This is a genomic window from Streptomyces sp. NPDC001002 (assembly GCF_053599215.1).
In genome coordinates this window covers 95,945-121,803 of the sequence record NZ_JBSFLV010000004.1, presented here as the reverse complement: position 1 = coordinate 121,803, position 25,859 = coordinate 95,945, and the positions used below count along the sequence as shown (strand labels likewise).

At 71.7% G+C, this 25,859-nt stretch carries 23 protein-coding genes; 15 read left to right on the top strand and 8 right to left on the bottom strand.

Features of this window, described 5'->3' with window-relative positions; genetic code table 11:
* The first annotated feature begins 16 nt into the window (after positions 1-16).
* The 6 genes from pdhA (ACWDR3_RS03735) to ACWDR3_RS03710 all read left to right on the top strand — a co-directional run bounded on the left by pdhA (ACWDR3_RS03735) (position 17) and on the right by ACWDR3_RS03710 (position 7,445).
* Positions 17-1,150: a pyruvate dehydrogenase (acetyl-transferring) E1 component subunit alpha gene (gene pdhA / locus ACWDR3_RS03735; protein WP_450350524.1), complete on the top strand. Its 1,134-nt coding sequence runs from the start codon at positions 17-19 to the stop codon at positions 1,148-1,150.
* Positions 1,150-2,154 carry an alpha-ketoacid dehydrogenase subunit beta gene (locus tag ACWDR3_RS03730; protein WP_450350523.1) on the top strand — a complete coding sequence of 335 codons (1,005 nt, stop codon included), beginning with the start codon at positions 1,150-1,152 and terminating at the stop codon, positions 2,152-2,154. Before pdhA (ACWDR3_RS03735) ends, ACWDR3_RS03730 begins: the two co-directional genes overlap by 1 nt.
* The gene (locus ACWDR3_RS03725; RefSeq protein WP_450350522.1) at positions 2,154-3,536 is read left to right on the top strand and encodes a dihydrolipoamide acetyltransferase family protein; all 1,383 of its coding nucleotides are present in this window, start codon (positions 2,154-2,156) and stop codon (positions 3,534-3,536) included. The genes ACWDR3_RS03730 and ACWDR3_RS03725 overlap by 1 nt, the downstream gene beginning before the upstream one ends.
* 446 nt (positions 3,537-3,982) lie before the next feature.
* Positions 3,983-4,921, top strand: coding sequence for an NTP transferase domain-containing protein (locus ACWDR3_RS03720; RefSeq protein WP_450350521.1), 939 nt, complete (start codon positions 3,983-3,985; stop codon positions 4,919-4,921).
* On the top strand, positions 4,918-6,351 hold the full coding sequence (locus ACWDR3_RS03715; protein ID WP_450350519.1) for a molybdopterin molybdotransferase MoeA: 1,434 nt from the start codon (positions 4,918-4,920) through the stop codon (positions 6,349-6,351). Before ACWDR3_RS03720 ends, ACWDR3_RS03715 begins: the two co-directional genes overlap by 4 nt.
* Positions 6,348-7,445, top strand: a complete 1,098-nt coding sequence (locus ACWDR3_RS03710) for a potassium channel family protein (protein WP_450350517.1) — start codon at positions 6,348-6,350, stop codon at positions 7,443-7,445. The genes ACWDR3_RS03715 and ACWDR3_RS03710 overlap by 4 nt, the downstream gene beginning before the upstream one ends.
* Before the next feature lie 24 nt (positions 7,446-7,469).
* Here the strand turns inward: ACWDR3_RS03710 and ACWDR3_RS03705 are convergent, their stop codons facing one another.
* Both ACWDR3_RS03705 and ACWDR3_RS03700 read right to left on the bottom strand, forming a co-directional pair.
* Positions 7,470-8,318 carry an ABC transporter permease gene (locus ACWDR3_RS03705; RefSeq protein ID WP_450350516.1) on the bottom strand — a complete coding sequence of 283 codons (849 nt, stop codon included), beginning with the start codon at positions 8,316-8,318 and terminating at the stop codon, positions 7,470-7,472.
* Complete coding sequence (locus ACWDR3_RS03700; RefSeq protein ID WP_450350514.1) at positions 8,315-9,349, bottom strand: ATP-binding cassette domain-containing protein; 1,035 nt, start codon at positions 9,347-9,349, stop codon at positions 8,315-8,317. The genes ACWDR3_RS03705 and ACWDR3_RS03700 overlap by 4 nt, the downstream gene beginning before the upstream one ends.
* A 140-nt stretch (positions 9,350-9,489) precedes the next feature.
* On the opposite strand from ACWDR3_RS03700, the gene ACWDR3_RS03695 reads away from it, so the two are divergent.
* Positions 9,490-10,470, top strand: a complete 981-nt coding sequence (locus tag ACWDR3_RS03695; RefSeq protein WP_450350512.1) for an NAD(P)H-quinone oxidoreductase — start codon at positions 9,490-9,492, stop codon at positions 10,468-10,470.
* Between the two features lie 124 nt (positions 10,471-10,594).
* On the opposite strand, the gene ACWDR3_RS03690 is transcribed toward ACWDR3_RS03695, so the two are convergent.
* On the bottom strand, positions 10,595-11,143 hold the full coding sequence (locus ACWDR3_RS03690) for a hypothetical protein (RefSeq protein ID WP_450350511.1): 549 nt from the start codon (positions 11,141-11,143) through the stop codon (positions 10,595-10,597).
* A gap of 223 nt (positions 11,144-11,366) precedes the next feature.
* Here ACWDR3_RS03690 and ACWDR3_RS03685 point away from each other — a divergent pair, with 223 nt between their 5' ends.
* Together ACWDR3_RS03685 and ACWDR3_RS03680 are read left to right on the top strand one after the other, a co-directional pair.
* Positions 11,367-11,954, top strand: a complete 588-nt coding sequence (locus ACWDR3_RS03685) for a PadR family transcriptional regulator (protein ID WP_450350509.1) — start codon at positions 11,367-11,369, stop codon at positions 11,952-11,954.
* A 112-nt stretch (positions 11,955-12,066) separates the two neighbouring features.
* Complete coding sequence (locus tag ACWDR3_RS03680) at positions 12,067-12,609, top strand: bacterial proteasome activator family protein (RefSeq protein ID WP_123998912.1); 543 nt, start codon at positions 12,067-12,069, stop codon at positions 12,607-12,609.
* Between the two features lie 55 nt (positions 12,610-12,664).
* Here ACWDR3_RS03680 and ACWDR3_RS03675 read toward each other — a convergent pair whose 3' ends face one another.
* On the bottom strand, positions 12,665-14,290 hold the full coding sequence (locus ACWDR3_RS03675) for a protein kinase domain-containing protein (RefSeq protein WP_450350508.1): 1,626 nt from the start codon (positions 14,288-14,290) through the stop codon (positions 12,665-12,667).
* Between the two features lie 335 nt (positions 14,291-14,625).
* Between ACWDR3_RS03675 and ACWDR3_RS03670 the strand changes: the two genes are divergently transcribed.
* Positions 14,626-16,215 (top strand): protein kinase domain-containing protein, encoded by a 1,590-nt coding sequence (locus tag ACWDR3_RS03670; RefSeq protein WP_450350507.1) that lies wholly within the window; start codon positions 14,626-14,628, stop codon positions 16,213-16,215.
* 122 nt (positions 16,216-16,337) lie between these two features.
* Here the strand turns inward: ACWDR3_RS03670 and ACWDR3_RS03665 are convergent, their stop codons facing one another.
* From ACWDR3_RS03665 to ACWDR3_RS03655, 3 genes are all read right to left on the bottom strand, one after another.
* On the bottom strand, positions 16,338-17,342 hold the full coding sequence (locus ACWDR3_RS03665; protein ID WP_450350590.1) for a phosphotransferase: 1,005 nt from the start codon (positions 17,340-17,342) through the stop codon (positions 16,338-16,340).
* Between the two features lie 92 nt (positions 17,343-17,434).
* Positions 17,435-17,869: a pyridoxamine 5'-phosphate oxidase family protein gene (locus tag ACWDR3_RS03660; protein WP_450350588.1), complete on the bottom strand. Its 435-nt coding sequence runs from the start codon at positions 17,867-17,869 to the stop codon at positions 17,435-17,437.
* Positions 17,870-17,966: 97 nt separating this feature from the next.
* Entirely contained in the window at positions 17,967-18,626 is a 660-nt protein-coding gene (locus ACWDR3_RS03655; RefSeq protein WP_450350505.1) for a response regulator, read from the bottom strand.
* A 344-nt stretch (positions 18,627-18,970) separates the two neighbouring features.
* On the opposite strand from ACWDR3_RS03655, the gene pdhA (ACWDR3_RS03650) reads away from it, so the two are divergent.
* The 3 genes from pdhA (ACWDR3_RS03650) to ACWDR3_RS03640 are packed head-to-tail and all read left to right on the top strand — an operon-like array spanning position 18,971 to position 22,569.
* Positions 18,971-20,152, top strand: a complete 1,182-nt coding sequence (gene pdhA / locus ACWDR3_RS03650; protein WP_450350503.1) for a pyruvate dehydrogenase (acetyl-transferring) E1 component subunit alpha — start codon at positions 18,971-18,973, stop codon at positions 20,150-20,152.
* Position 20,153: 1 nt separating this feature from the next.
* Entirely contained in the window at positions 20,154-21,149 is a 996-nt protein-coding gene (locus tag ACWDR3_RS03645) for an alpha-ketoacid dehydrogenase subunit beta (RefSeq protein WP_450350502.1), read from the top strand.
* A gap of 10 nt (positions 21,150-21,159) precedes the next feature.
* A complete protein-coding gene (locus ACWDR3_RS03640) occupies positions 21,160-22,569 on the top strand; it encodes a dihydrolipoamide acetyltransferase family protein (RefSeq protein WP_450350500.1) in 1,410 nt (469 codons plus the stop codon).
* Positions 22,570-22,670: 101 nt separating this feature from the next.
* Here the strand turns inward: ACWDR3_RS03640 and ACWDR3_RS03635 are convergent, their stop codons facing one another.
* Positions 22,671-23,573: a D-alanyl-D-alanine carboxypeptidase family protein gene (locus ACWDR3_RS03635; RefSeq protein WP_450350499.1), complete on the bottom strand. Its 903-nt coding sequence runs from the start codon at positions 23,571-23,573 to the stop codon at positions 22,671-22,673.
* Between the two features lie 264 nt (positions 23,574-23,837).
* On the opposite strand from ACWDR3_RS03635, the gene ACWDR3_RS03630 reads away from it, so the two are divergent.
* Together ACWDR3_RS03630 and ACWDR3_RS03625 are read left to right on the top strand one after the other, a co-directional pair.
* Complete coding sequence (locus ACWDR3_RS03630) at positions 23,838-24,509, top strand: GntR family transcriptional regulator (protein WP_450350498.1); 672 nt, start codon at positions 23,838-23,840, stop codon at positions 24,507-24,509.
* Positions 24,506-25,819 (top strand): MFS transporter, encoded by a 1,314-nt coding sequence (locus tag ACWDR3_RS03625; RefSeq protein ID WP_450350497.1) that lies wholly within the window; start codon positions 24,506-24,508, stop codon positions 25,817-25,819. The genes ACWDR3_RS03630 and ACWDR3_RS03625 overlap by 4 nt, the downstream gene beginning before the upstream one ends.
* The last annotated feature ends 40 nt before the right edge of the window (positions 25,820-25,859 follow it).

The window sequence follows — 25,859 nt, the reverse complement described above, 5'->3', positions numbered from 1 at the left end:
ACGAGGAGGTGCCGTCATGACGGTCCTGGAGCAGCGGGGCGCGTACCGGCCCGCGCCGCCGCCCGCCTGGCAGCCCCGCACGGACCCCGGGCCGCTGCTGCCCGACGCGCGGCCCCACCGCGTGCTCGGCACCGAGGCCGCCGCGCAGGTCGACCCGGCCCTGCTGCGCCGGCTGTACGCCGAGCTGGTCCGCGGGCGCAGATACAACACGCAGGCCACCGCCCTCACCAAGCAGGGCCGGCTCGCCGTCTACCCCTCCAGCACCGGCCAGGAAGCCTGCGAGGTCGCCGCCGCGCTCGTCCTGGAGGAGCGCGACTGGCTCTTCCCCAGCTACCGCGACACCCTCGCCGCCGTCGCCCGCGGCCTCGACCCCGTGCAGGCCCTCACCCTGCTGCGCGGCGACTGGCACACCGGCTACGACCCGCGCGAGCACCGCATCGCCCCCCTGAGCACCCCGCTCGCCACCCAGCTCCCGCACGCCGTCGGCCTCGCGCACGCCGCCCGCCTCAAGGGCGACGACGTGGTCGCGCTCGCCATGGTCGGCGACGGCGGCACCAGCGAGGGCGACTTCCACGAGGCGCTGAACTTCGCCGCCGTGTGGCAGGCCCCGGTCGTCTTCCTGGTCCAGAACAACGGCTTCGCCATCTCCGTCCCGCTCGCCAAGCAGACCGCGGCCCCCTCCCTGGCCCACAAGGCGGTCGGCTACGGCATGCCGGGCCGCCTGGTCGACGGCAACGACGCGGCGGCCGTGCACGCGGTCCTCGCCGACGCCGTACGGCACGCGCGCGCAGGTGGCGGCCCGACGCTCGTCGAAGCGATCACGTACCGCATCGAGGCCCACACCAACGCCGACGACGCGACCCGCTACCGCGGTGACACCGAGGTCGAGGCCTGGCGGGCGCACGACCCGATCGCGCTCCTGGAGCACGAACTGACCGAGCGCGGCCTGCTCGACGAGGCCGGCGTCCAGGCCGCCCGGGACGCCGCCGAGACCATGGCCGCCGACCTGCGCGAGCGCATGAACCAGGACCCGGCGCTCGACCCGATGGACCTCTTCGCGCACGTCTACGCCGAACCCACCCCGCAACTGCGCGAGCAGCGCGAGCAGTTGGCGGCCGAGCTGGCCGCCGAGCGGGAAGGGGCGCACTGATGACCACCGTCGCCCTCAAGCCGGCCACCATGGCGCAGGCCCTCACGCGCGCGCTGCGCGACTCCATGGCCGCCGACCCGACCGTGCACGTCCTCGGTGAGGACGTCGGCACGCTCGGCGGGGTCTTCCGGGTCACCGACGGGCTCGCCAAGGAGTTCGGCGAGGACCGGTGCACGGACACCCCGCTGGCCGAGGCGGGCATCCTCGGCGCGGCCGTCGGCATGGCGATGTACGGGCTGCGGCCGGTGGTGGAGATGCAGTTCGACGCGTTCGCCTACCCGGCGTTCGAGCAGCTGATCAGCCATGTCTCGCGGATGCGCAACCGCACGCGCGGGGCGATGCCCCTGCCGATCACCGTCCGCATCCCCTACGGCGGCGGCATCGGCGGGGTCGAGCACCACAGCGACTCCTCCGAGGCGTACTACATGGCCACCCCGGGCCTGCACGTCGTCACGCCCGCGACCGTCGCCGACGCGTACGGCCTGCTGCGCGCCGCGATCGCCTCCGACGACCCGGTCGTCTTCATGGAGCCCAAGCGGCTGTACTGGTCGAAGGACTCCTGGAACCCCGACGACCCCTCGCCCGTCGAGCCGATCGGCCGCGCGGTGGTGCGCCGCCCGGGCACCAGCGCCACGCTCATCACGTACGGGCCCTCCCTGCCCGTCTGCCTCGACGCCGCCGAGGCGGCCCGCGCCGAGGGCTGGGACCTCGAAGTCGTCGATCTGCGCTCCCTGGTGCCGTTCGACGACGAGACGGTGTGCGCGTCGGTCCGGCGGACCGGGCGCGCGGTCGTCGTGCACGAGTCGGGCGGCTACGGCGGCCCCGGCGGGGAGATCGCGGCCCGCGTGACCGAGCGCTGCTTCCACCACCTGGAGGCGCCGGTGCTGCGCGTGGCCGGGTTCGACATCCCCTACCCGCCGCCGATGCTGGAGCGGCACCACCTGCCCGGCGTGGACCGGATCCTGGACGCGGTGGCCCGTCTGCAGTGGGAGGCCGAGGGCTGATGGCACAGGTGCTGGAGTTCAAACTGCCCGACCTCGGCGAAGGGCTCACCGAGGCGGAGATCGTGCGCTGGCTGGTCCAGGTCGGCGATGTCGTCGCCATCGACCAGCCGGTCGTCGAGGTCGAGACGGCCAAGGCGATGGTCGAGGTGCCCTGCCCCTACGGCGGCGTGGTCACGGCCCGCTTCGGCGAGGAGGGCGCGGAACTGCCCGTGGGGGCGCCGCTGTTGACGGTAGCGGTGGGCGGGTCGCCGTCCGGCGGTTCGACGGAGGGCTCCGGCGGTTCGGCCGAGGGCTCGGGCAACGTCCTTGTGGGGTACGGGACTTCGGAGGCACCGGCGCGACGGCGGCGGGTTCGGCGGGCGGAGCCTACGGGTGCTGCGGTGTCGGCCGCTTCGACGGCGCCGGTTCGCAATGGTGCGGTCGGGCAGGAGCGGATCGACGGCACTACCGTCGGGACCGCCGACGGCCCCGTCCCGGTCATCTCGCCCCTCGTGCGACGCCTTGCCCGCGAGAACGGTCTCGATCTGCGGGCGATGACGGGGTCCGGCCGCGACGGGCTGATCCTGCGGGCGGACGTGGAGCAGGCGATGCGTGCCGGGGCCTTGCCGGGCACGGCCACGGCGACGGGTTCCGAGCCCGCCGCGCCGACCGTCACACCCACCCCGCCGGCCACCACGTCGGCCGCCTCGCGCGCGGGAACTCGCGTGCCCCTCAAGGGAGTTCGCGGGGCCGTCGCCGACAAGCTCTCCCGCAGTCGGCGCGAGATCCCGGACGCGACGTGCTGGGTGGACGCCGACGCGACGGAGTTCATGCGCGCGCGGGCCGCGATGAACGCCGGGGGTGGGCCGAAGATCTCCGTGCTCGCCCTGCTGGCCCGCGTCTGCACCGCCGCCCTCGCCCGCTTCCCCGAGCTCAACTCCTCCGTCGACATGGAGGCCAGGGAGATCGTCCGGCTGGAGCACGTGCACCTCGGCTTCGCCGCGCAGACCGAACGGGGTCTGGTCGTGCCGGTCGTGCGGGACGCGCACGGGCGGGACGCCGAGTCGCTGAGCGCGGAGTTCGCAAGGCTGACCGAGGCGGCCCGGGCGGGCACGCTCACGCCCGGGGAACTCACCGGCGGGACCTTCACGTTGAACAACTACGGAGTGTTCGGCGTCGACGGTTCCACGCCGATCATCAACCACCCAGAGGCCGCGATGCTCGGCGTCGGCCGCATCGTCCCCAAGCCGTGGGTGCACGAGGGCGAACTGGCGGTGCGCCAGGTCGTCCAGCTCTCCCTCACCTTCGACCACCGCGTCTGCGACGGCGGCACGGCGGGCGGCTTCCTGCGCTACGTGGCGGACTGCGTGGAACAACCGGCGGTGCTGCTGCGGACGTTGTGAGCGGGACACGTGCGTGGGGCTCGGGCAGGTTCGGGTGCACGGCCTGTGCTTGGGCCTGCCAGGCCGGGGCCCGCGTCCCGTACGCGGTGAGTCGGAGTGTGTGCTGCGGGTGCGCACGCGTTGCCCGCGCTGAGCCACACCTCGCGTCCCGCACGCGGTGAGCCGGGGTGCGTGGTGCGGGTACGGATGTGTGGCCGTGCGCCGTGCGCCGTGCCCGGCCCCGTCCCACGCCCCGCCCGCAGCGAGCGGTGCCCTGTGCGTGGGGCGAGTGCGGACGCGTTGCCTTTGCCCAGGCTCGCCTCACCTCCCGCGCGCGGTGAGCGACTCGTGGGCGCGGCTGCCTGTCCCGCGCCCGACCCACCCGTCCCGGCCCGGCCCCCGCACCCCCGTGATTGCGTCGCCGCCCGCACGTTCCCTGTGATCGTGACGGCACGCATACTCGGGGGGTGACCTCGTACGAGCCTCCGGGCCGCCCCGGTGTCGACCCGGCCTACGACGCCGTCGTGCTCGCCGGTGGTGCCGCTCGGCGGCTCGGTGGTGCCGACAAGCCCGGAGTGCGGGTCGGCGGGCGGGCGCTGCTCGACCGTGTGCTCGCCGCCTGTGCCGACGCGCGCACGACCGTGGTCGTCGCCGATGTCCGGCCGACCGCCCGGCCCGTGCTGTGGGCGCGGGAGGAACCGCCCGGCGGGGGCCCGGTCGCCGCGCTCGCCGCCGGTCTCGCGCACACCACGGCGGACCACGTCGTCGTCCTCTCCGCCGACCTCCCGTTCCTCGAACCGACCACGGTACGGCGGCTGTTGGCGGCCCTGCGGGCGGGCGGCACGGAGGGCGCCCTCCTCACCGACGCCGACGGCCGCGACCAACCCCTCGTCGCCGCGTACCGCGCGGACGCCCTGCGCAGGGAGCTCGCCGCGCTGGCCGGCGCCGACGGGGAGGGCGCCGACGCGAAGAAGGGGACCGGCGTCCCTGCCGCTGCCCTGACCGGCCTCCCCCTCCGTCGCCTGGTCAGCGCTCTCCACCTCACCCGCGTCCCCGACCCCGTCGCCTCGTTCGACTGCGACACCTGGGACGACATCGCCGCCGCCAGGGCACGTATCAGGGAGCATGGGCACGTGTTGGATGAATGGATTTCCGCTGTCAAGGACGAGCTGGGGCTCGAACTGGACGTCGATACCGGCGTGCTGCTCGACCTCGCTCGTGACGCCGCCCATGGAGTGGCCAGGCCCGCGGCGCCGCTGACGACGTTTCTCGTCGGGTACGCGGCCGCGCAGGCCGGGGGTGGTCCGGAAGCCGTCGCCGAGGCCGCCCGCAAGGCCGCCGCGCTCGCCCTGCGATGGGCCGAGGAGGACGACTCCGAGGCCAAGCCCGCTCCGGACGCCGGATGACCGCCCGGACCGGTGGGAACGCCGAGGACACCGACTTCGACGTCGATGAGGTGCTCGCGCTGGTGAGGGATCCCAACAGGCCTGCTCCCGCTGACGCTCACGGCACAGGCACAGGCACAGGCACAGGCACAGGCACCGGGACCGGCACCGGCACCGGTCCCGCTTCCGGTGACGCCGTCCCCGCCCCCGCCGGACCCGGCGCCCGGCACGACCAGCACGCGGCCTCGCACAAGGCCACCGGCTGGGCCGAGGCCAGGGCGATCGCCGCGCGGGCCGCTCGGTCCGGCGGGCGGCGCGCTCCCGTTTCCGTGCGGATCGAGGACGCCCTCGGGCTCACCCTCGCCGCCCCCCTCACCGCCCTCACCGACCTGCCCTCCTTCGACACCTCGGCGATGGACGGCTGGGCGGTCGCCGGACCAGGGCCCTGGGACGTACGGGACGAGGGGGTGCTGGCCGGGCACGGGGAGCCGGCGCGGCTCACCGACGGGGAGGCCGTGCGGATCGCCACCGGCGCGCGGATCCCGCCGGACACCACCGCCGTGCTGCGCAGCGAACACGGGCGTACGGACGACAAGGGGCGCCTGCACGCCGGGCGGGATCTCCAGCACGGGCAGGACATCCGGCCGCGGGGGCAGGAGTGCCGCTCCGGGGACCAACTCGTGCCCCTGGGCACGCTCGTGACCCCGGCGGTGCTCGGTCTGGCCGCGGCCGCGGGCTACGACACCCTCACTGCCGTACCCGCTCCCCGTGCCGAAGTCCTCGTGCTGGGCGACGAGTTGCTCACCGACGGGTTGCCGCGGGACGGGCTGATCAGGGACGCGCTCGGGCCGATGCTGCCGCCGTGGCTGCGGGCGCTGGGCGCCGAGGTCGTGGCGGTCCGTCGGATCCGCGACGACGCCAAGGCCCTGCACAAGGCGATCACCGGCTCCGACGCCGACCTGATCGTGACCACCGGCGGTACCGCCTCCGGGCCCGTCGACCACGTCCACCCCACCCTGAGCCGCATCGGCGCCGAACTCCTCGTCGACGGCGTCAAGGTGCGCCCCGGCCACCCCATGCTGCTGGCCCGCACCAAGGAGAACCAGCACCTCGTGGGCCTGCCCGGCAATCCCCTCGCCGCCGTCTCCGGTCTGCTCACGCTCGCCGAGCCCCTGCTGCGGACCCTCGCCGCACGCCCGGCCCCCGAGCCGTACACGATGCCGATCCAGGACGCGGTCCACGGGCACCCGTACGACACCCGGCTGATCCCCGTCGTGCTGCGCGGTGACCACGCCGTGGCGTTGCACTACAACGGTCCGGCGATGCTGCGCGGTATCGCGGCGGCCGATGGCCTGGTCGTCGTACCACCGGGTGGTGCCCGTGCAGGTGAGGAGCTCGAACTGCTCGATCTGCCCTGGGCGTTCGCCGGGATCGGGGTGTGTTTCACGTGAAACTTCCGGGCCATGACGCGATCGCCCGGCAGGCGGACGAGCATCTCGTGACCCATCGGGTGAAACTCCCGAAGAAGGTCGTCGAGCGCCCCATCCAACAGGTCGTGAGACGGCTGCTCATGGCACTGTTCGTGCTGGCCGCCACCGCCTTGATCGTCTGGATCGACCGGGACGGCTACAACGACAACTCCGACGGCTCGGTCGACTTCCTGGACGCGGCCTACTACGCGACCGTCACCCTCTCCACCACCGGATACGGCGACATCGCCCCCGTCAGCGACGGCGCCCGGCTCACCAACATCCTCGTCATCACACCGCTGAGGGTGATCTTCCTGATCATCCTGGTCGGCACCACGCTCGAAGTCCTCACCGAACGGACCCGGGAGGAGTGGCGTCAGAACCGCTGGAGGTCCACCTTGCGCGATCACACCGTCGTCATCGGCTTCGGCACGAAGGGGCGTTCGGCGATCCAGACCGTCTGCGCGACCGGGCTGAAGCAGGAGCAGGTCGTCGTGGTCGACCCCAGTGCCAAGGTGATCGAGGCCGCGACCGCCGACGGGTTCGCCGGGGTGGTCGGGGACGCGACCCGCAGCGAGGTGCTGACGCGGGCCGAGGTGCAGCGGGCGCGCCAGATCATCATCGCGACCCAACGGGACGACACCGCCGTACTGGTGACGCTCACGGCCCGGCAGCTCAACCGCGGCGCCAAGATCGTGGCCGCCGTGCGCGAGGAGGAGAACGCGCCGCTGCTCAAGCAGTCCGGCGCCGACGCCGTCATCACCAGCGCGAGCGCGGCCGGACGGCTGCTCGGCCTGTCCGTGCTCAGCCCCGCGGCCGGCATGGTGATGGAGGACCTCATCCAGCAGGGCAGCGGGCTCGACATGGTGGAGCGGCCCGTCATAAAGGCCGAGGTGGGCAAGAAGCCGCGCGAGACCGACGACCTGGTGGTGAGTGTCGTACGCGGGCACCGGGTGCTCGGATACGACGATCCGGCGGTCGGGACACTGCAGTTGACGGACCGGCTGATCACGATCGTGCGGGCCTCGCCGGGCACGCAGGTCGCACCCGACGTCCGCCCGATGCCCCGGCACTGACCGGGGCCGGGCGGACCGCTCGGGCTACTTGCGGTTGTAGAGCCGCATCGTGACCGGGCCGAAGACCAGCACGAACAGGCCCGCCCAGCCCAGCGACCAGGCGACCTCGTCGGCCGGCCAGTCGCCCGCCATCAGGCCGCGCACCGCCGACGAGAGGTGGGTGATCGGGCTGTTGTTGACGAAGGCCTGGAGCCAGCCGGGCATGGTGTGCGGGTCGACGAAGACGTTGGACAGGAAGGTCAGCGGGAAGATCACCATCATGCTGACGCCCATCACCGACTTCTCGGTGCGCAGCAGCAGCCCGAACATCGTCCAGATCCACGAGAACGCGAACGAGAAGACGACCAGCAGCGCGATCCCGGCGAGCACGCCGCCCACCCCGCCGTCCGCGCGGTAGCCGATGATCATGCCGACGGTGAGCATCACGACGGACGCGATCGTGTAGCGCAGGGCGTCGCCGAGCAGATAGCCGACCATCACCGCCGGCCGCCAGATCGGCAGCGTACGGAAGCGGTCGAAGACGCCCTTCTCGATGTCGGTGTTGACCGAGACACCCGTGTACATGGTGATCATCACGACCGACATCACCAGGATGCCCGGCAGCAGGAACTGGATGTACTCCTTCGGCGACCCGGCCAGGGCGCCCCCGAAGAGGTACGTGTACATCAGCACCATCATGATCGGGAACGCGGTGACGTCGAAGAGCTGCTCCGGCACGTGCTTGATCTTGAGCATGGCCCGCCAGCCGAAGGTCAGCGAGGCGGACAGGGCGCTGGGCCGGGGCGGTCGCTCCCCGCCGACCAGCAGCGCGGCCAGCGACTCGGCGCTGACGGGGGCGAGGTCCTTGGTCTCGGTGCTGGTGGCGGTACTCATGCGACGGCCTCGCTCTTCCGGTTGCCCTGCTCTGCCTTCTCCGTGCCCTGCTCCGCCGAGTCCTGCGTGTCATGTCCCGTGAGGGCGAGGAAGACCTCGTCCAGGCTGGGCTGGCCCAGCGAGAAGTTGTCGACGGTGATGCCCGCGCGGGCCAGTTCGCCGAGCGCACGGGCGGCCTGTTCGGCGGCCTTGTCGCTGGCCGCCGCGCCCACGCGCGCGGTCAGCGCGACCGGGTCGGGCTCCAGCTGCACCTGCGCGTCCAAGGTCCGCCGCAGCACCTCGGCCGCCTCGGGCCGCTGCCCCGCGTCCCGCAGCCGCAGATGTACGGAACCGGCGCCGACGGACGCCTTGAGCTCGCCCTTCGTACCCTCGGCGATCACCTTGCCGCGGTCGATGACGGCGATCCGGGACGCCAACTGGTCGGCCTCGTCCAGGTACTGCGTGGTCAGCAGGACCGTCGTGCCCTGTGCGACGACCGCGCGGACGATGTCCCAGACCTGGTTGCGGCTGCGCGGGTCGAGTCCCGTGGTCGGCTCGTCGAGGAAGAGCAGGTCGGGGGTGTTGAGGATGGACGCGGCGATGTCGATACGGCGCCGCATGCCGCCGGAGTAGTGCTTGACCTGCTTGCCCGCCGCGTCCGTGAGCCCGAAGGCCTCCAGGAGCTGCGCCGAACGCTCCCGCGCGGCCTTCTTTGCTTGGCCGAGCAGGCGGCCCAGCAGGATCAGGTTCTCGGCGCCGGTGAGGTCCTCGTCCACCGACGCGTACTGGCCGGTGAGGCTGACCCGGGCGCGGACGTCGTCGGCCTCGCGCACGACGTCGTGCCCGAAGACGTGCGCCTGGCCGCCGTCCGGACGCAGCAGCGTGGCCAGCATCTTGACGGTGGTGGTCTTGCCCGCGCCGTTCGGGCCGAGGAGGCCGTAGACCGTGCCGGTCGGGACGGCGAGGTCGACGCCGTCCACCGCCCTGGTGTCGCCGAACGTCTTCACCAGTCCCGCGGTCTCGATGGCCAGGCCGGTCGTGTGCTGGCTCATGGTGGTATTTCCTTCCACGCACTTGGGTTCTGCATGGTGAGACCTTTACCTTCTCCGGAACTCATCGGTGATCGCACACTTTTTTCGCTGCGGACCCGGCGGACGGGAGCGGCGCGGCAGCGAGGGGTAGCGTCCCTTGCATGCATGCGATCACGATTCCCGAACCTGGTGGGCCCGAGGCGCTGGTGTGGGACGAGGTCCCCGATCCGGTGCCCGGCGAGGGCGAAGTGCTGGTCGAGGTGGTGGCCGGCGCCGTCAACCGCGCCGACATCCTGCAACGGCAGGGCTTCTACGACCCGCCGCCCGGCGCCTCCCCCTATCCCGGCCTGGAGTGCTCGGGCCGGATCGTCGAGACCGGACCCGGCGTCACCGGCTGGGCGGCCGGCGACGAGGTGTGCGCGCTGCTGTCGGGCGGCGGATACGCCGAGAAGGTCGTCGTCCCGGCCGGCCAGCTGCTGCCCGTGCCCGCGGGCGTCGACCTCAAGAGCGCGGCCGCCCTGCCCGAGGTGGTCTGCACGGTCTGGTCGAACGTCTTCATGGTCGCCCACCTGCGGCCCGGCGAGACGCTGCTCGTGCACGGCGGCTCCAGTGGCATCGGCACGATGGCGATCCAGCTGGCCAAGGCGGTCGGCGCGCAGGTCGCCGTGACGGCCGGTACGAAGGAGAAGCTCGACCGGTGCGCCGAGTTGGGCGCCGACATCCTGATCAACTACCGCGAGCAGGACTTCGTCGAGGAGCTGAAGAAGGCCACCGACGGGGCGGGCGCCGACGTCATCCTCGACAACATGGGCGCCAAGTACCTCGACCGCAACGTCCAGGCGCTCGCCGTCAACGGACGTCTCGCGATCATCGGCATGCAGGGCGGGCTCAAGGGCGAGCTGAACATCGCCGCGCTGCTCGGCAAGCGCGGCGCCATCAGCGCGACCTCGCTGCGCGCGCGTCCGCTGGCGGAGAAGGCGGCGATCGTCGCGGCCGTACGCGAACACGTCTGGCCGCTGCTCGCCGCCGGGCACGTGCGTCCGGTGGTCGACCGCGAGATCCCGATGCCGGATGCTGCGGCGGCTCACCGGGTCGTGGAGGAGAGCGGGCATGTGGGCAAGGTGCTGCTGGTGGTGCCTTGACGCCAGGGATGGGTGGTCGGGGATCGTGGGGCGGCTGCGGGCCGTGGGGGCTGGTCGCGCCCCGCGGCGGAGCCGCACATCGATACAGCCCCGTGCCCCTTGGGGCGTCCTGCTTGCGCGCGGTTTATCTGCGGCGTAGCCGCAGGCCCGCGAAGGCCAGGCCCAGGCCGACGCCGATCAGGACCAGGCCGCTGCCCAGCGGCAGTATCCGCAGGACGGGTTCGGTGGGGGCCTCGGCGTGGGTGACGGGCCGGTTCGCAGGTCGGCCGAGAGGGGTGACGGCGAGCCCCGGCGTCTCGGAGGCCTGGGGGGACTCGGCGGCGGGGGAACTCCCGTCGTCCTCCTCCTCGGCGTATCCCGAGTCCTCCGCCTCCCCGGCGCCGTCCGCGTTCTCGTCGGCCGGCGCCGACGTCTCCGGCCGGCCCGGCCGTTGCCGTCCCTCGCCCGCCAGGCTTCCGGCGCGGGACGGTTCGGCGGAGCCGTCGGGAGACTTCGGGGACGGGGAACCGGACGCCTTCGGGCCCGCCGCGGCCGCGGGCGCCCCGGGAACAGGGGGGTGCGAGGAGGTCGCCTCGGGGACGGGGGCGTGTGAAGGGGTTCCCCTGGGGGCCTCGGGGGCGGGGGCGTGCGACGGCGTCACCCCGGGTGACGGCACCGCTCTATAAGCCGGCACCACCGCACCGTAAGCCGACACCGCCCCATAAGACGGCAGGGCCGCGCCCCACCACAGGACGAGGACCCCCGTCCCCGTCCCCACCACTCGTCCCACCCGTCCCGTCGCCCGCAGCGTGCGCAGCCATGGAGTCACGTCTCCAGGCTCACACCGGCCCCGCGGTCCGGCATTCCGGATTGCGCCAGGGGGCCGAAGGGACGCGGGACGGCTGCACAATCCAGGTATGTCGATACGCCACGGACTGCTCGCGCTGCTGGACCGCGGCCCCCGCTACGGCTCCCGGCTGCGCACCGAGTTCGAGGCGCGTACCGGCGGCACCTGGCCGCTCAACATCGGACAGGTCTACACGACCCTCGGCCGCCTGGAGCGGGACGGGATGGTCGTCCAGGACGGGTCCGACGAGGCCGGCCGGGCGCTGTACGCGCTGACCGAGGCGGGCCGTACCGAGCTGCGGGCCTGGTACGCGGGGCCGGTGGAGCGGTCCGGGGCGCCCCGCGACGAACTGGCGATCAAGCTGGTCCTCGCGGTCGGCGCGCCCGGCGTGGACGTGCGCCGGGTGGTCGAGGCGCAGCGCCGGCACATCGCGGACGCGCTGCACGAGTACGTACGACAGCGTGCGCGGGCGCTGACCGGGGCGCCCGCCGAGCATCCGGACGAGCTGGCCCGGCTGCTGGTCCTGGAGCAGCTGATCTGTCACGCGGAGGCGGAGATCCGCTGGCTGGACCACTGCGAGGCCCGGCTGCTGCGGATGGTCCGCGGCGGACGGCCGCCGACGCCGCCACCCGATCGGCCGGAACCGTCGCCCACCTGACCGTCGCCCACCTGATCGCCGGGGCCGGAAACGGTGGGTCCGGAAACAGTGGATCACCCGTCACCGGGGGGCGCCCAGGTGATGAAATGCACGGGTGCGAGAGAATGGCGGCATGGAGATGCCGAGGAACGAACGGTCGCCGGACAATCCGCAGATCCTGGTCGTGGGCCAGGACGGCATGGCGATTGGCGGCGGCGGAGACGAGGACTCCCGCGAGATTCCGGTGACGGAACAGGTCGAGCAGCCGGCCAAGGTGATGCGGATCGGCAGCATGATCAAGCAGCTGCTGGAGGAGGTGCGGGCGGCTCCCCTGGACGAGGCGAGCCGGGTGCGGCTCAAGGAGATCCACCGCAGCTCGGTGAAGGAGCTGGAGGACGGTCTCGCGCCGGAGCTGGTCGAGGAGCTGGAGCGGCTCTCCCTGCCCTTCCGGGACGAGGGAACCCCCAGCGACGCGGAACTGCGCATCGCGCAGGCCCAGTTGGTCGGCTGGCTGGAGGGACTCTTCCACGGGATCCAGACCACGCTGTTCGCCCAGCAGATGGCCGCGCGGGCCCAGTTGGAGCAGATGCGCCGGGCCCTTCCGCCGGGCGTCGGCGGCCAGGAAGCGGGCGAGGACGGTCACCCGGGCGGCCGGGTGGGCGGACCGTACCTGTAGACATCCGAGCGAGAAGGGGCCCGGCGGTTCGGCCGCCGGGCCCCTTCACGTTCCGTCAGGACGGCGGGTAGCCCGTCGAGACGCCCAGCTCGATCTCGGGCATGTTCTTGGGGTCGACGTCCGTGTCGGCGGACGGGAACTGGTTGATGACCGCGCCCTGTCCGTACGTGTTCTCCTCGACATCCTTGGTCTTCACCTCCCAGCCCGCGGCCTGGAGGCACTCCTTGACCGACTTGATGTACTTGAAGCGGAAGTCGGGCAGCCGGATCTTGTCGGGGTCGTTGTACGACTCCTGCGGCTCCGAGCACTCGGAGGAGTCGATCGTCTTCGACGTGTCCGGGCCGCGGTACTTCGAGGTGTCGCCGGTCGCCGACGCGCTCGCGCTGCTGTCGCCGCCCTTGCCCTCGTCGCCGCTGCCGCCGCCGTTGTTGAGCATCAGCGCCGCGATCAGACCGCTGACGGCGAGCACGGAGACGACGATCGCGCCGACGACCACCGGCCGGTTGCCCTTGCCGCCGCCCCCGGAGGGGCCCGGCTGGGGCGAGAGGTTGTAGGGCGGCGGGGTCGGCGGCTGCTGCCCGTACCCGGCCGGCGTCTGGTAGCCGCCCTGCTGCGGGTAGCCGTACGCCGGGGCCGGGGCGGGTGTGCCGTACGGGTTCTGGTTCGGGTTCGGCTGGTACGGCGTGTGGACCGGGCCCGGGGGCGCCTGGCTCGCCTGATCGACGGGCGGGAACACCGCGGAGCCGACGCCGGCGCCGCTCGGGGTGGCCGCGCCGGGGACGATGCTCGGCGGGGTGGCGTGGAAGGAGGCGGCCACGCGCAGGCACTCGTCGCGCATGGCGACGGCGCTCGGGAAGCGCTCGTTCGGGTTCTTCTTCAGCGCGCGGGCGATGAGCGCGTCCACCGCGGGCGGCAGCGCCCGGTTGACCGAGGAGGCGGCGACCGGCTCCTCCTGCACGTGCGCGTAGGCGATGGCCAGCGGGGAGTCCGCGTCGAACGGCAGCCGCCCGGTGACCAGTTGGAACAGCATGATGCCGACCGAGTAGAGGTCGGAGCGCGCGTCCACCCCGCGGCCCAGGGCCTGCTCGGGCGAGAGGTACTGCGGGGTGCCGACCACCATGCCGGTCTGCGTCATCGAGGTGACGCCGGACTGCATGGCGCGCGCGATGCCGAAGTCCATGACCTTGACGACCCCGCGCTTGGTCACCATCACGTTGCCCGGCTTGATGTCCCGGTGGACCAGACCCATCTCGTGGCTGATCTCCAGGGCCGCCAGGACGTCCGCGGTGACCTTGAGCGCCCGGTCCGCGGACATCGCGCCGAACCGCCGCACGTCCTCGTCCAGCACCGAGCCGAGCGGCCGGCCCTCGACGTACTCCATGACGATGTACGGCATCGTCGAGCCGTCCAGCGCGTCCTCACCCGTGTCGAAGACCGAGACGATGTTGGTGTGCGTGAGCTTGGCCACGGCCTGGGCCTCGCGGCGGAAGCGCTCGCGGAAGGCCTGCTCGCGGCCCAGCTCGGTGTGGAGTGTCTTGATCGCGACCTGCCGGTCGAGCACGGCGTCGTACGCCAGGTGCACCGAGGCCATGCCGCCCTCGCCGAGCAAGTCGCGCAGCTGATAGCGGCCGCCGGCCAGCGCCCGCCCCGCGTACCGGCCCTGTGCGCCGTCCTGGCTCATGTTCCGTGTCCCCCATCGGCCTTGAGAAGCCGGCCCACCGTCATTGATCTACTGAGTCATTACCGGCCAAGTCTGCCGGAGGGCACTGACACGTCAAGTTCGGTGCCCGATCCGTGACCGTACGCGAAAGAAGCTGCGCGAGAGCGTTACAGAGGCTGTACGGGCGGTACACGGAAGTTGCACCACCGAACGGTTCGAGGGTTTGATGGCCGGTCCGTCCTGTGCGGTTCGCGGCACCCGTCCCGGACCGGAGGCTTGCGCCGAGGCTGTAGCGTGGCCGACGGAGACCGTAACAACACCGCGCGTACCGCGGGCAGAAACGACGGCGAGGACTGATGGCACAGCAGCACGCTCAGGGCCCGTCCGACCCCGAGACGGCTGGCGGCGGTATGTCGGACGCACCGGAGCTGTGGGGCAACGGCGGACTGGTCGGCGACGGCCGGTACCGGCTGACCCACAGACTGGGCCGGGGCGGTATGGCCGAGGTTTTCGCGGCCGAGGACGTACGGCTCGGGCGCACCGTCGCGGTCAAGCTGCTCCGTGCCGACCTCGCCGAGGACCCGACCTCCAAGGCCCGCTTCACCCGCGAGGCCCAGTCCGTGGCGGGCCTCAACCACCACGCGATCGTCGCCGTGTACGACTCCGGCGAGGACACCGTGACCACGGGCGGCTACGGCGCGGGCGCCGGCCAGTCGGTGCCGTACATCGTGATGGAGATCGTCGAGGGCCGCACCATCCGCGACCTCCTCCTCAACGCCGAGGCGCCCGGCCCCGAGCAGGCCCTGATCATCGTCTCCGGGGTCCTGGAGGCGCTCGCCTACTCGCACCAGCACGGCATCGTGCACCGTGACATCAAGCCGGCCAACGTGATCATCACGCACAACGGCGCCGTCAAGGTGATGGACTTCGGCATCGCCCGCGCGCTGCACGGCGCGTCCACGACGATGACGCAGACCGGCATGGTCATGGGCACCCCGCAGTACCTCTCGCCCGAGCAGGCCCTCGGCAAGGCGGTCGACCACCGCTCCGACCTGTACGCGACGGGCTGCCTCCTCTACGAACTCCTCGCGCTGCGGCCCCCGTTCACCGGCGAGACGCCCCTGTCGGTGGTCTACCAGCACGTCCAGGACATCCCGACCCCGCCGTCCGAGGTCTCCGACGCCTCGCCGCCGGAGCTCGACGGCCTGGTCATGCGCTCCCTCGCCAAGGAGCCCGACGACCGCTTCCAGACCGCGGAGGAGATGCGCGGCCTGGTCCAGTACGGGCTGCAGATGCTGTACGACCAGGGCGGCCACACCGGCACCTGGAACACAGGCCCGGTCGGCATGCACGACGGCCGGACCCCGGTGGCGGGCTACGGCGCCACGTCGGTGCTGCCCTCCGGTGACTCCTCCGGTACGACCCAGATCCCGCAGCCGATCCTGCCCGGCGGCTACGGCAACGGGGACGACGGCGGTTTCGAGGGACACGGCAACCGGGGCGGCGGCCGCGGCAAGCTGTGGATCCTCGCGGTGCTCGCGGTGATCGCCATCGCGGCGGGCGTCGCGCTCGCGCTGAACAACACCGGTTCGGGCGACGGCGGTTCGAGCCCCTCGAAGACGCCGTCCCAGTCGGCGACCACCGAGGACGACTCGGCCAGCGAGACGCCGAGCGACGACACCACCGACGAGCCGACCGACCAGCAGACCGACGACGGCAGCGGCACGAGCTCCGGCTCGAACTACACGCCGTCGTACACCCCCTCGTACACGCCGTCCCAGAGCGCCACGAACGAGCCGACCGACGAGCCCACGGACGAGCCCACCACCGAGGAGCCCACGGACGAGCCGACGGCGACCGCGACCCAGCCGTCGACCGACCCGACGGACCCGGGCACGGACGGCGGTCAGGACGGCGGCAACGTGACCGGGGGCGTTCTCGGCTGATCCCGAGAGCGCGACAGAAACACCCACGCGCGCGTGGAGCCGGAAACGGCCTCCACGCGCGCGTGCTGTTTTCGCGTGCTGTTCTCAGGACGCCGACCGCGGCACCCGCGGGGACGATTCGGCTACGACGCGAACGCCTCGCACACGGCGTCGTACTCGCGCGTCCACCACACGGCGAGCGCCGAGGCGGCCGGGAACTGGGGATCCGCGCGGGTGTCGCCGCGTTCGTAGTGCCAGCGCAGCATCCAGAAGTCGTTGAGGCGCTCCCACCACACGCGGTGCACGGCCGCCGCGAGCTGGGAGGGCGTGGCGCCGGCCGTGCGCCGGTACGCGCGCGCGTACGCCCGTACCTTCGGCAGATCGAGCGCGCCCGCAGGGCGTACGAAGAAGATCGCGGCGGCGCGGACCGCCTCCTCCGCGCGCGGGCGCAGGCCGAGCCGGTCCCAGTCGACGATGGCGGCGGGCGCGTCTCCCTTGTAGAGCAGGTTGAACGGGTGGAAGTCGCCGTGCACCCAGCCGACGCAGGCGCCGTGCGGCGGGCGCCGGTCGGCATGCTGCTCAAGCAGCGCCCGGCGTTCCAGGAGGCGGTGGCGGGCCAGTTCGTCGAAGGAGTCCGACGGGTGGTGGTGCCGTACCCGGGTGAGCAGGTCGTCGATCAGGGTGAACGTGTCCTCGGGGTCGGCGCTGTCGGCCGGCTCGTCGCCCGCGCGCGGGGGGCGCGGCATCACGCGCTCCAGGCTCGCGTGCACCACGCCGAGCAGCGCGCCGAGGCGCTCGCACTGGGTGGTGGTGAGCTGGCCGCCGTCGCGGTGCCGCCCCTCGACCCACGGGTGCAGGGCGTAGGCGTGTCCGCCGACGACGGCGACCGTACGTCCGTCCCGGTCGGTCAGCGGCGGGGCCACCGGGACGCCCAGGGCGGCCAGGCGCTGGGTGGCCCGGTGCTGGCGGGCGATGGCGACCGGGTCGGCGGTCTCGGGGTCGAAGTGGTGCTTGAGGAAGTAGCGACCGCGGGTCGTGCGCAGCCGGTAGCCGCGGTTGAGCAGGCCCTGTTCGACGGGCTCGCAGGTGACGGCGGAACCTGCTGCGTACTGGCGCAGCAAGGGCTCCAGCGGGGGCGCGTGAGGCAATGGGGGTGGTAACGGGGAGCGCGGCACGCGCTAGATGCTAGGGCACGAGCCGGTGCCGTGACCTGGGGTTTGTCACAGTCAGTCGCATTCGGTCACAGTGTGTGCCCGAAGTGGCGTTCCAGGCCGTCGTCCGTCGAGTGGACGGTCCCGAACTGCGGCTCGACGCTCAGATAGACGGGCTCGTACGGCTCGCCGTCCACCAGGCGGGGCGCCGGGCCGAACCGCTCGGTCTCGGCGGCGGTCGGCTCGTACGCCGTGCACGCGCCGACGACCTGCACGGTCCACAGGCTCTCGCCCGGCCGGGCGAAGCCCAGGTTGTCCGAGCCGTACGCCACCACCGTGCCGACGCAGGCCCGGTCGTAGCCGCAACTCCTGGGCAGCCGCAGCAGCACCCGGCCGTCCTCGACGATGTGCCGGGCGAAGGCGAGGAAGGGCAGGGCGCGCACGCTGGTGGCGATCCGGCCGTGGTCGGTGCGGGCGAGCAGCTCGACGGCGAGCTTTTCCGCGGAGAGCACGTCGGAAGGCATCTCGGAGGGTGCTTCGGAGGGCATGCATTCACTGTGCGGGCGGGACAAGCGAGATAACAGGGACATAAGTCCCTCAATGCGTCCCGCGGTAGATCCCTCAGTGTTTCTCCGCCTGCAGGCGTGCCACGTACGCGGCCGCCTGGGAGCGGCGCTGCATGCCGAGTTTGGACAGCAGGCTCGACACGTAGTTCTTGATCGTCTTCTCGGCGAGGTGCAGCTGCTCGCCGATCTGGCGGTTGGTGAGGCCCTCGCCGATCAGGTCGAGGATGCGGCGCTCCTGGACGGTGAGGTTCGCGAGCCGTTCGTCGCCCCGTGCGGTGCCGCCGTCGCGCAGTCGCTCCAGCACGCGCGCGGTGGCGACCGGGTCGAGCAGGGAGCGGCCGGCCGCGACGTCCCGGACGGCGGTCAGCAGCTCGGTGCCGCGGATGGCCTTGAGGACGTATCCGGAGGCGCCCGCCATGATCGCGTCGAAGAGGGCCTCGTCGTCGGCGAACGACGTCAACATCAGGCACCGCACCGACTCGTCCTGAGAGCGGATCTCCCGGCACACCTCGACGCCGCTGCCGTCCGGCAGGCGTACGTCGAGCACCGCCACGTCGGGCCGGGTGGCCGGAATGCGTACCAGCGCGTCGGCCGCCGTGCCCGCTTCGCCGACCACCTCGATGTCGTCCTCGACCGACAGGAGCTCGTGGACTCCGCGCCGGACCACCTCGTGGTCGTCGAGCAGGAATACCCGGATTTTTCCCTCTTCGCGCACATACGCAGTCTCACACGGGGCCTGAAGTCCCGCCTGAGGGGAACTCTTCCCGTGACCTGGGTCACCGGGATAACGTGCCGTTGTTCCGGCCCCCTGCAAGGCTGTGACCAGGAAGAGTTCCCGACTTTCGCGATTTACTTGGATATCCAAGCAAAATCGCAGGTCAGGAGGGGTTTCACAGAAATGTGGAGCACTGGGTAACGTGCCTTCTGCAGGGCGCTCGCCGGGGCACCTGTCACGCCTGTGTCGCAGCTGGCCGCACCCACCCCGTGCGTCCGTGGGACACAGGTGAGCCGCACTGGCACCCGGCGAACCCGGGTAGCCGGACCGACGGAGGAGCACACGTGACCGTGGAGAGCACTGCCGCGCGCAAACCGCGACGCAGCGCCGGAGCCAAGAGCACGGCCGGCAAGCGAACGACCGCAAAGAACGCGCCGAACGCCGAGCCGGAACTCGTCCAGCTGCTGACGCCCGAGGGCGAGCGCGTCGAGAACCCCGAGTACGACAAGTACGTCACCGGCGTCACCCCCGAGGACCTGCGCGGCCTGTACCGCGACATGGTGCTCACGCGCCGCTTCGACGCCGAGGCCACCGCGCTGCAACGCCAGGGCGAGCTGGGCCTGTGGGCCTCGCTGCTGGGCCAGGAGGCCGCCCAGATCGGCTCGGGCCGGGCGCTGCGCGACGACGACTACGTCTTCCCGACCTACCGCGAGCACGGTGTCGCCTGGTGCCGCGGGGTCGACCCGACCAACCTGCTGGGCATGTTCCGCGGCGTGAACAACGGCGGCTGGGACCCCAACAGCAACAATTTCCACCTCTACACGATCGTCATCGGCTCCCAGACCCTGCACGCCACCGGCTACGCGATGGGCGTCACCAAGGACGGCGCCGACAGCGCGGTCATCGCCTACTTCGGCGACGGCGCCTCCAGCCAGGGCGATGTCGCCGAGTCGTTCACCTTCTCCGCGGTCTACAACGCGCCGGTGGTGTTCTTCTGCCAGAACAACCAGTGGGCGATCTCCGAGCCGACCGAGAAGCAGACCCGGGTGCCGCTCTACCAGCGCGCCCAGGGCTTCGGCTTCCCGGGCGTGCGGGTCGACGGCAACGACGTGCTGGCCTGTCTCGCGGTCACCCGGTGGGCGCTGGAGCGGGCCCGCAGCGGCGAAGGGCCGACGCTCGTGGAGGCGTACACCTACCGGATGGGCGCGCACACCACCTCCGACGACCCGACGAAGTACCGGGCCGACGAGGAGCGCGAGGCCTGGGAGGCGAAGGACCCGATCCTGCGGCTTCGCCGGTACCTGGAGGTCTCAAACCACGCGGACGAGGGATTCTTCGCGGAACTCGAGACCGAGAGCGAGACGTTGGGAAAGCGAGTGCGCGAGGCGGTCCGTGCCATGCCGGACCCGGACCACTTCGCCATCTTCGAGAACGTGTACGCGGACGGGCACGCGCTCGTCGACGAGGAGCGGGCCCAGTTCGCCGCCTACCAGGCGTCGTTCGCGGACGCGGAAGGGGGCAAGTGACATGGCGACGGAAACCGTGACGGCCAAGAACATGGCGCTGGCCAAGGCGATCAACGAATCGCTGCGCCGCGCCCTGGAGACCGACCCCAAGGTCCTGATCATGGGCGAGGACGTCGGCAAGCTCGGCGGTGTCTTCCGGGTGACCGACGGTCTGCAGAAGGACTTCGGCGAGAGCCGCGTCATCGACACCCCGCTCGCCGAGTCCGGCATCGTCGGCACAGCGATCGGCCTCGCGCTGCGCGGCTACCGCCCGGTGGTGGAGATCCAGTTCGACGGCTTCGTCTTCCCGGCCTACGACCAGATCGTCACCCAGCTCGCCAAGATGCACGCGCGCTCGCTGGGCAAGGTCAAGATGCCGGTCGTCGTGCGCATCCCTTACGGCGGCGGCATCGGCGCGGTGGAGCACCACTCCGAGTCCCCGGAGTCGCTGTTCGCGCACGTGTCGGGCCTGAAGGTGGTCTCGCCGTCGAACGCGTCGGACGCGTACTGGATGATGCAGCAGGCCATCCAGAGCGACGACCCGGTGATCTTCTTCGAGCCCAAGCGGCGCTACTGGGACAAGGGCGAGGTCAACCCCGAGGCGATCCCCGGCCCGCTGCACAAGGCGCGGGTCGTGCGCCCGGGCACGGACCTCACGCTGGCGGCCTACGGTCCGATGGTGAAGCTCTGCCAGGAGGTCGCCGACGCGGCGGCCGAGGAGGGCAGGTCCCTGGAGATCCTCGACCTGCGCTCCATCTCCCCGCTGGACTTCGACGCGATCCAGGCGTCGGTGGAGCGCACGCGCCGCCTGGTCGTGGTGCACGAGGCGCCGGTGTTCTTCGGCTCCGGCGCGGAGATCGCCGCGCGCATCACGGAGCGCTGCTTCTACCACCTGGAGGCACCGGTCCTCAGGGTCGGCGGCTACCACGCCCCGTACCCGCCGGCCCGCCTGGAGGAGGAGTACCTGCCAGGCCTGGACCGGGTGCTCGACGCCGTCGACCGCGCCCTGGCGTACTGAGGAGAGGGTCGTGACGACGATGACGGACACGTCCGTACGCGAGTTCAAGATGCCGGACGTGGGCGAGGGGCTCACCGAGGCGGAGATCCTCAAGTGGTACGTCCAGCCCGGCGACACGGTCACCGACGGGCAGGTGGTCTGCGAGGTCGAGACGGCCAAGGCCGCGGTGGAACTGCCGATCCCGTACGACGGGGTGGTGCGCGAGCTGCGCTTCCCCGAGGGCACGACGGTCGACGTGGGCACGTCGATCATCGCGGTGGACGTGTCGGGAGGCGGGGCGGCTCCCGCGGAGGCCCCGGCCGAGGTTGCGGTCGAGGCTCCCGCTGCTGCGACGGAGGAGGAGAAGCCGGCGGCCAGGACGCCGGTGCTGGTGGGGTACGGCGTCTCGACGTCCTCGACGAAGCGGCGCCCGCGGAAGGGTTCGGAGACCGCGGCTGCGGAGACCGCGGTCCCGGAGGCCGCTCAGGCGATCCAGTCCGAGCTGAACGGCCACGCGGGGACCGCCACGGTCGAGGTGAGCCGTCCGCTGGCCAAGCCGCCGGTGCGCAAGCTGGCCAAGGACCTTGGCGTCGACCTGAACACGGTGACCCCGTCGGGCCCGGACGGCATCATCACACGCGAGGACGTGCACGCGGCGGTGGCACCGGCGCCGGTGGCGGCCCCGCTGACCGCGCCCACTCCCGTGTCCGCCCCCGCACCGGTGCCGACGTACGACACGGCGCGTGAGACCCGTATCCCGGTCAAGGGCGTGCGCAAGGCGACGGCGGCGGCGATGGTGGGCTCCGCGTTCACCGCGCCGCATGTCACGGAGTTCGTGACGATCGACGTGACGCGGACGATGAAGCTGGTGGAGGAGCTGAAGCAGGACAAGGAGATGGAGGGCCTACGGGTCAACCCCCTCCTCCTGATCGCCAAGGCCCTGCTGGTCGCCATCAAGCGCAACCCGGACATCAACGCGTCCTGGGACGAGGCGAACCAGGAGATCGTGCTCAAGCACTACGTCAACCTGGGCATCGCGGCGGCGACCCCGCGCGGCCTGATCGTCCCGAACATCAAGGACGCCCACGCCAAGACGCTCCCGCAACTGGCGCAGTCCCTGGGCGAGTTGGTGTCGACGGCGAGGGAGGGCAAAACCTCCCCGGCGGCGATGCAGGCCGGCACGGTCACGATCACCAACGTCGGCGTCTTCGGCGTCGACACCGGCACGCCGATCCTCAACCCCGGCGAGTCCGCGATCCTCGCGGTCGGCGCGATCAAGCTCCAACCGTGGGTCCACAAGGGCAAGGTGAAGCCGCGTCAGGTCACGACCCTGGCCCTGAGCTTCGACCACCGCCTGGTGGACGGTGAGCTGGGCTCCAAGGTCCTCGCGGACGTGGCAGCGATCCTGGAACAGCCGAAGAGGTTGATCACTTGGGCGTGACGGCCGCTCGGGCGTGAACCGACGCCACCGGCACGGAAACAGAAGGGGCCCGCCGCAATCGCGGCGGGCCCCTTTCTTAAGGTTTTTCAGCTGGTGGTGGGTCAGCCGATTTTTGCGAAGCCGTAGTTGAGGAGCTTCGTGGCGTCGGTGGCGCGCTGGGTGGCGTTGGTGGAGGCGAGGACCGTGCCGTAGACGGTCTTGCCGTTGCGGGTGGCGGCGAAGACGAGGCAGTACTTGGCCTCGGTGCCGGAGCCGGTCTTCACGCCGATCGTGCCGCTGTAGCTGCTGAGCAGGGTGTTCGTGTTGGTCCAGGCGGCCATCGTGCGGGTGGAGCCCGTCTTGGTGATGGTCTTCGCCGTGTACTTCTTGGTCTTGACGACCGCGCGCAGGGTGGAGCTCTTCATCGCGTTGCTGGCGAGGACGGTCAGGTCGCGCGGCGTCGAGTAGTTGCCGCCGTTGCCGATGCCGTCGAACGAGTCGAAGTGCGTGTTCGTCAGGCCGAGGTTCTTGGCCGTGGTGTTCATCTTGCCGATGAAGTTGGACACGCGCTTGGCGCGCGTCGAGCCGGTGCCGAACTTGTCCGCGAGCGCGTAGGCCGCGTCGCAGCCGGACGGCAGCATCAGCCCGTAGAGCAGCTGACGGACGGTGACCTTGTCGCCGACGATCAGGTGCGCCGAGGACGCGCCCTTGGAGACGATGTAGTCGCTGTAGGCCTTCTGGATCGTGACCTTGGCGTCGAGGTTCAGGTTCGCCTGCGAGAGCACGACCTTCGCGGTCATGATCTTGGTGGTGGAGCCGGTGGAACGCTTGGTGTTGGCCGCCTTGCTGTACAGCCCCTTACCGTTCGCGTTGTTCATCACGTAGCCGCCCTTGGCGACGATCGTGGGCGTGGTCACGGCCTGCGCGGGTGCCGCGGTCAGGGCCGCGGTCGCGAGCATCGCGCCGGACGTGATGGCGACGGCTGCGGCTCGGCGGATACGAACGCCCTTGATGCCGGTTATCAACTGAGATACCCCGATTACGTCGAATGCCCCTGCGGTGCGGCCAAGTTGAGGGGAGAGAGAAGATCGGGCCGCACGTGTCTGACACGTATGTAGCACGGATGGTTGTGCGACAGCTGGGGCGGGCCTGCTTCCGTGACGCGGTCATTACAGAAGCGGCGGCTACCGGACAGGCGGGCACCCGGACGGGCGGATACCGGGTGGGTGGCTCGTCCGGATGATGGACCCGCTCTCCTCATGCGTACGTGTTGTATCTAAGATGTCCCCATGGCTTCCGCACCACCCGCCCCGTCCCCCACCGTCAAGCAGCCACCCGCCGCCGACCGCGTCTACGCCCACGTCAAACAGGGCGTCCTGGAGCGCCGCTACGAAGGCGGCACCCTGCTCACCGAGGGCGAGCTCGCCGAAGCCGTCGGGGTCTCGCGGACCCCCGTGCGCGAGGCGCTGCTCCGGCTGGAGGTCGAGGGCCTGATCCGGCTCTACCCGAAGAAGGGCGCCCTCGTCCTGCCCGTCTCCTCGCAGGAGATCGCGGACGTGGTGGAGACCCGGATGCTGGTCGAGCAGCACGCGGTCCGCAAGGTCGTACCGGCGTCACCGACCCTCATCGCCCGGCTCGAAGAGCTGCTCGCCAAGCAGAAGGAACAGGCCGCCGCGGGAGACCTCGCCGGCGCCGCCGTCACCGACCGCTGCTTCCACGCCGAGATCGTCCGCAGCGGCGGCAACGAGATCCTCTCCCGCCTCTACGACCAACTCCGCGACCGGCAACTGCGGATGGGCGTCGCCATCATGCACTCGCACCCCGACCGCATCGCCAAGACGCTCACCGAGCACGAGGCGATCCTCGACGCGCTGCGCACCGGCGACGCCGAGGCCGCCGCCGGGATCGTGCACCAGCACGTCGACTGGTTCTCCCACCTGGCCCGGGGCGAGGTCCGATGAGCGTCGGCAGTTCGCGCTCCGCACTGTCCCTGCCCGGCGATCCCCCCGGGGGCCGGCGTGCCGTCGCCGTCTGGGGCATCGGCGTCTCCGTCTACTTCGTCGCCGTCATCTTCCGTACGTCCCTGGGGGTCGCGGGACTCGACGCGGCCGACCGCTTCCACGTGGGCGCCTCGGCCCTGTCGACCTTCTCGATCCTCCAACTGCTGGTCTACGCAGGCATGCAGATACCCGTCGGCCTCATGGTCGACCGGCTCGGCACCAAGAAGGTCCTGGCCATCGGCACCGTCCTGTTCACGGCGGGACAGCTCGGCTTCGCCTTCTCCCCCTCGTACGGCACCGCCCTCGCCTCCCGCGCCCTGCTCGGCTGCGGCGACGCGATGACCTTCATCAGCGTGCTGCGCCTGGGCACCCGCTGGTTCCCGGCCCGTCGCGGCCCGCTGGTCGCACAGCTCGCGGGGCTCGCCGGCATGGCGGGCAACCTGGTCTCCACGCTGGTGCTGGCCCGGCTGCTGCACGGTGTGGGCTGGACGGCCGCGTTCGCGGGCAGCGCGGGCGCCGGCGCGGTCGTGTTCGTCCTGCTCCTGCTGTTCCTCAAGGACCACCCCGAGGGCCACGAACCGGAGCCCTTCCCGCACCAGGGCGCCGCCTACGTCCGCCGCCAGATCGCCGCGTCCTGGCGCGAGCCCGGCACCCGGCTGGGCCTGTGGGTGCACTTCACCACCCAGTTCCCGGCGATGGTGTTCCTGCTGCTGTGGGGCATGCCGTTCCTCGTCCAGGCACAGGGTCTGACCCGCGCCACGGCCGGTGAACTCCTCACCCTGGTCGTCCTGTCCAACATGGCCTTCGGCCTCGTCTACGGCCAGGTCGTCGCCCGGCACCACACGGCACGGCTGCCGCTGGCGCTCGGCACGGTGGCGGCGACCGCGACGGTGTGGGCGGTGACGCTGGCGTACCCGTCCGAGCACGCGCCGATGTGGCTGCTGATCGTGCTGTGCACGGTGCTCGGCGCGTGCGGCCCCGCCTCGATGCTCGGCTTCGACTTCGCCCGCCCGGCCAACCCGCCCGAACGTCAGGGCACGGCCTCCGGGATCACCAACATGGGCGGTTTCGTCGCCTCGATGACGACCCTGTTCGCGATCGGCGTGCTGCTGGACGCGACGGACGACGACTACAGCATCGCCTTCTCGGTGGTCTTCGTCCTGCAGGCCCTCGGCATCAGCCAGATCCTGCGCCTGCGCAAGCGGGCGGCCCGCCTGGAGCGGGAGCGGCTGGTGGCCAGCCGGGTGGAGACGGTGCACGTACCGGCGTGAGCCGGGTGGAGGCGATGCGGGTGCCGGGGTGTGCCGGCCG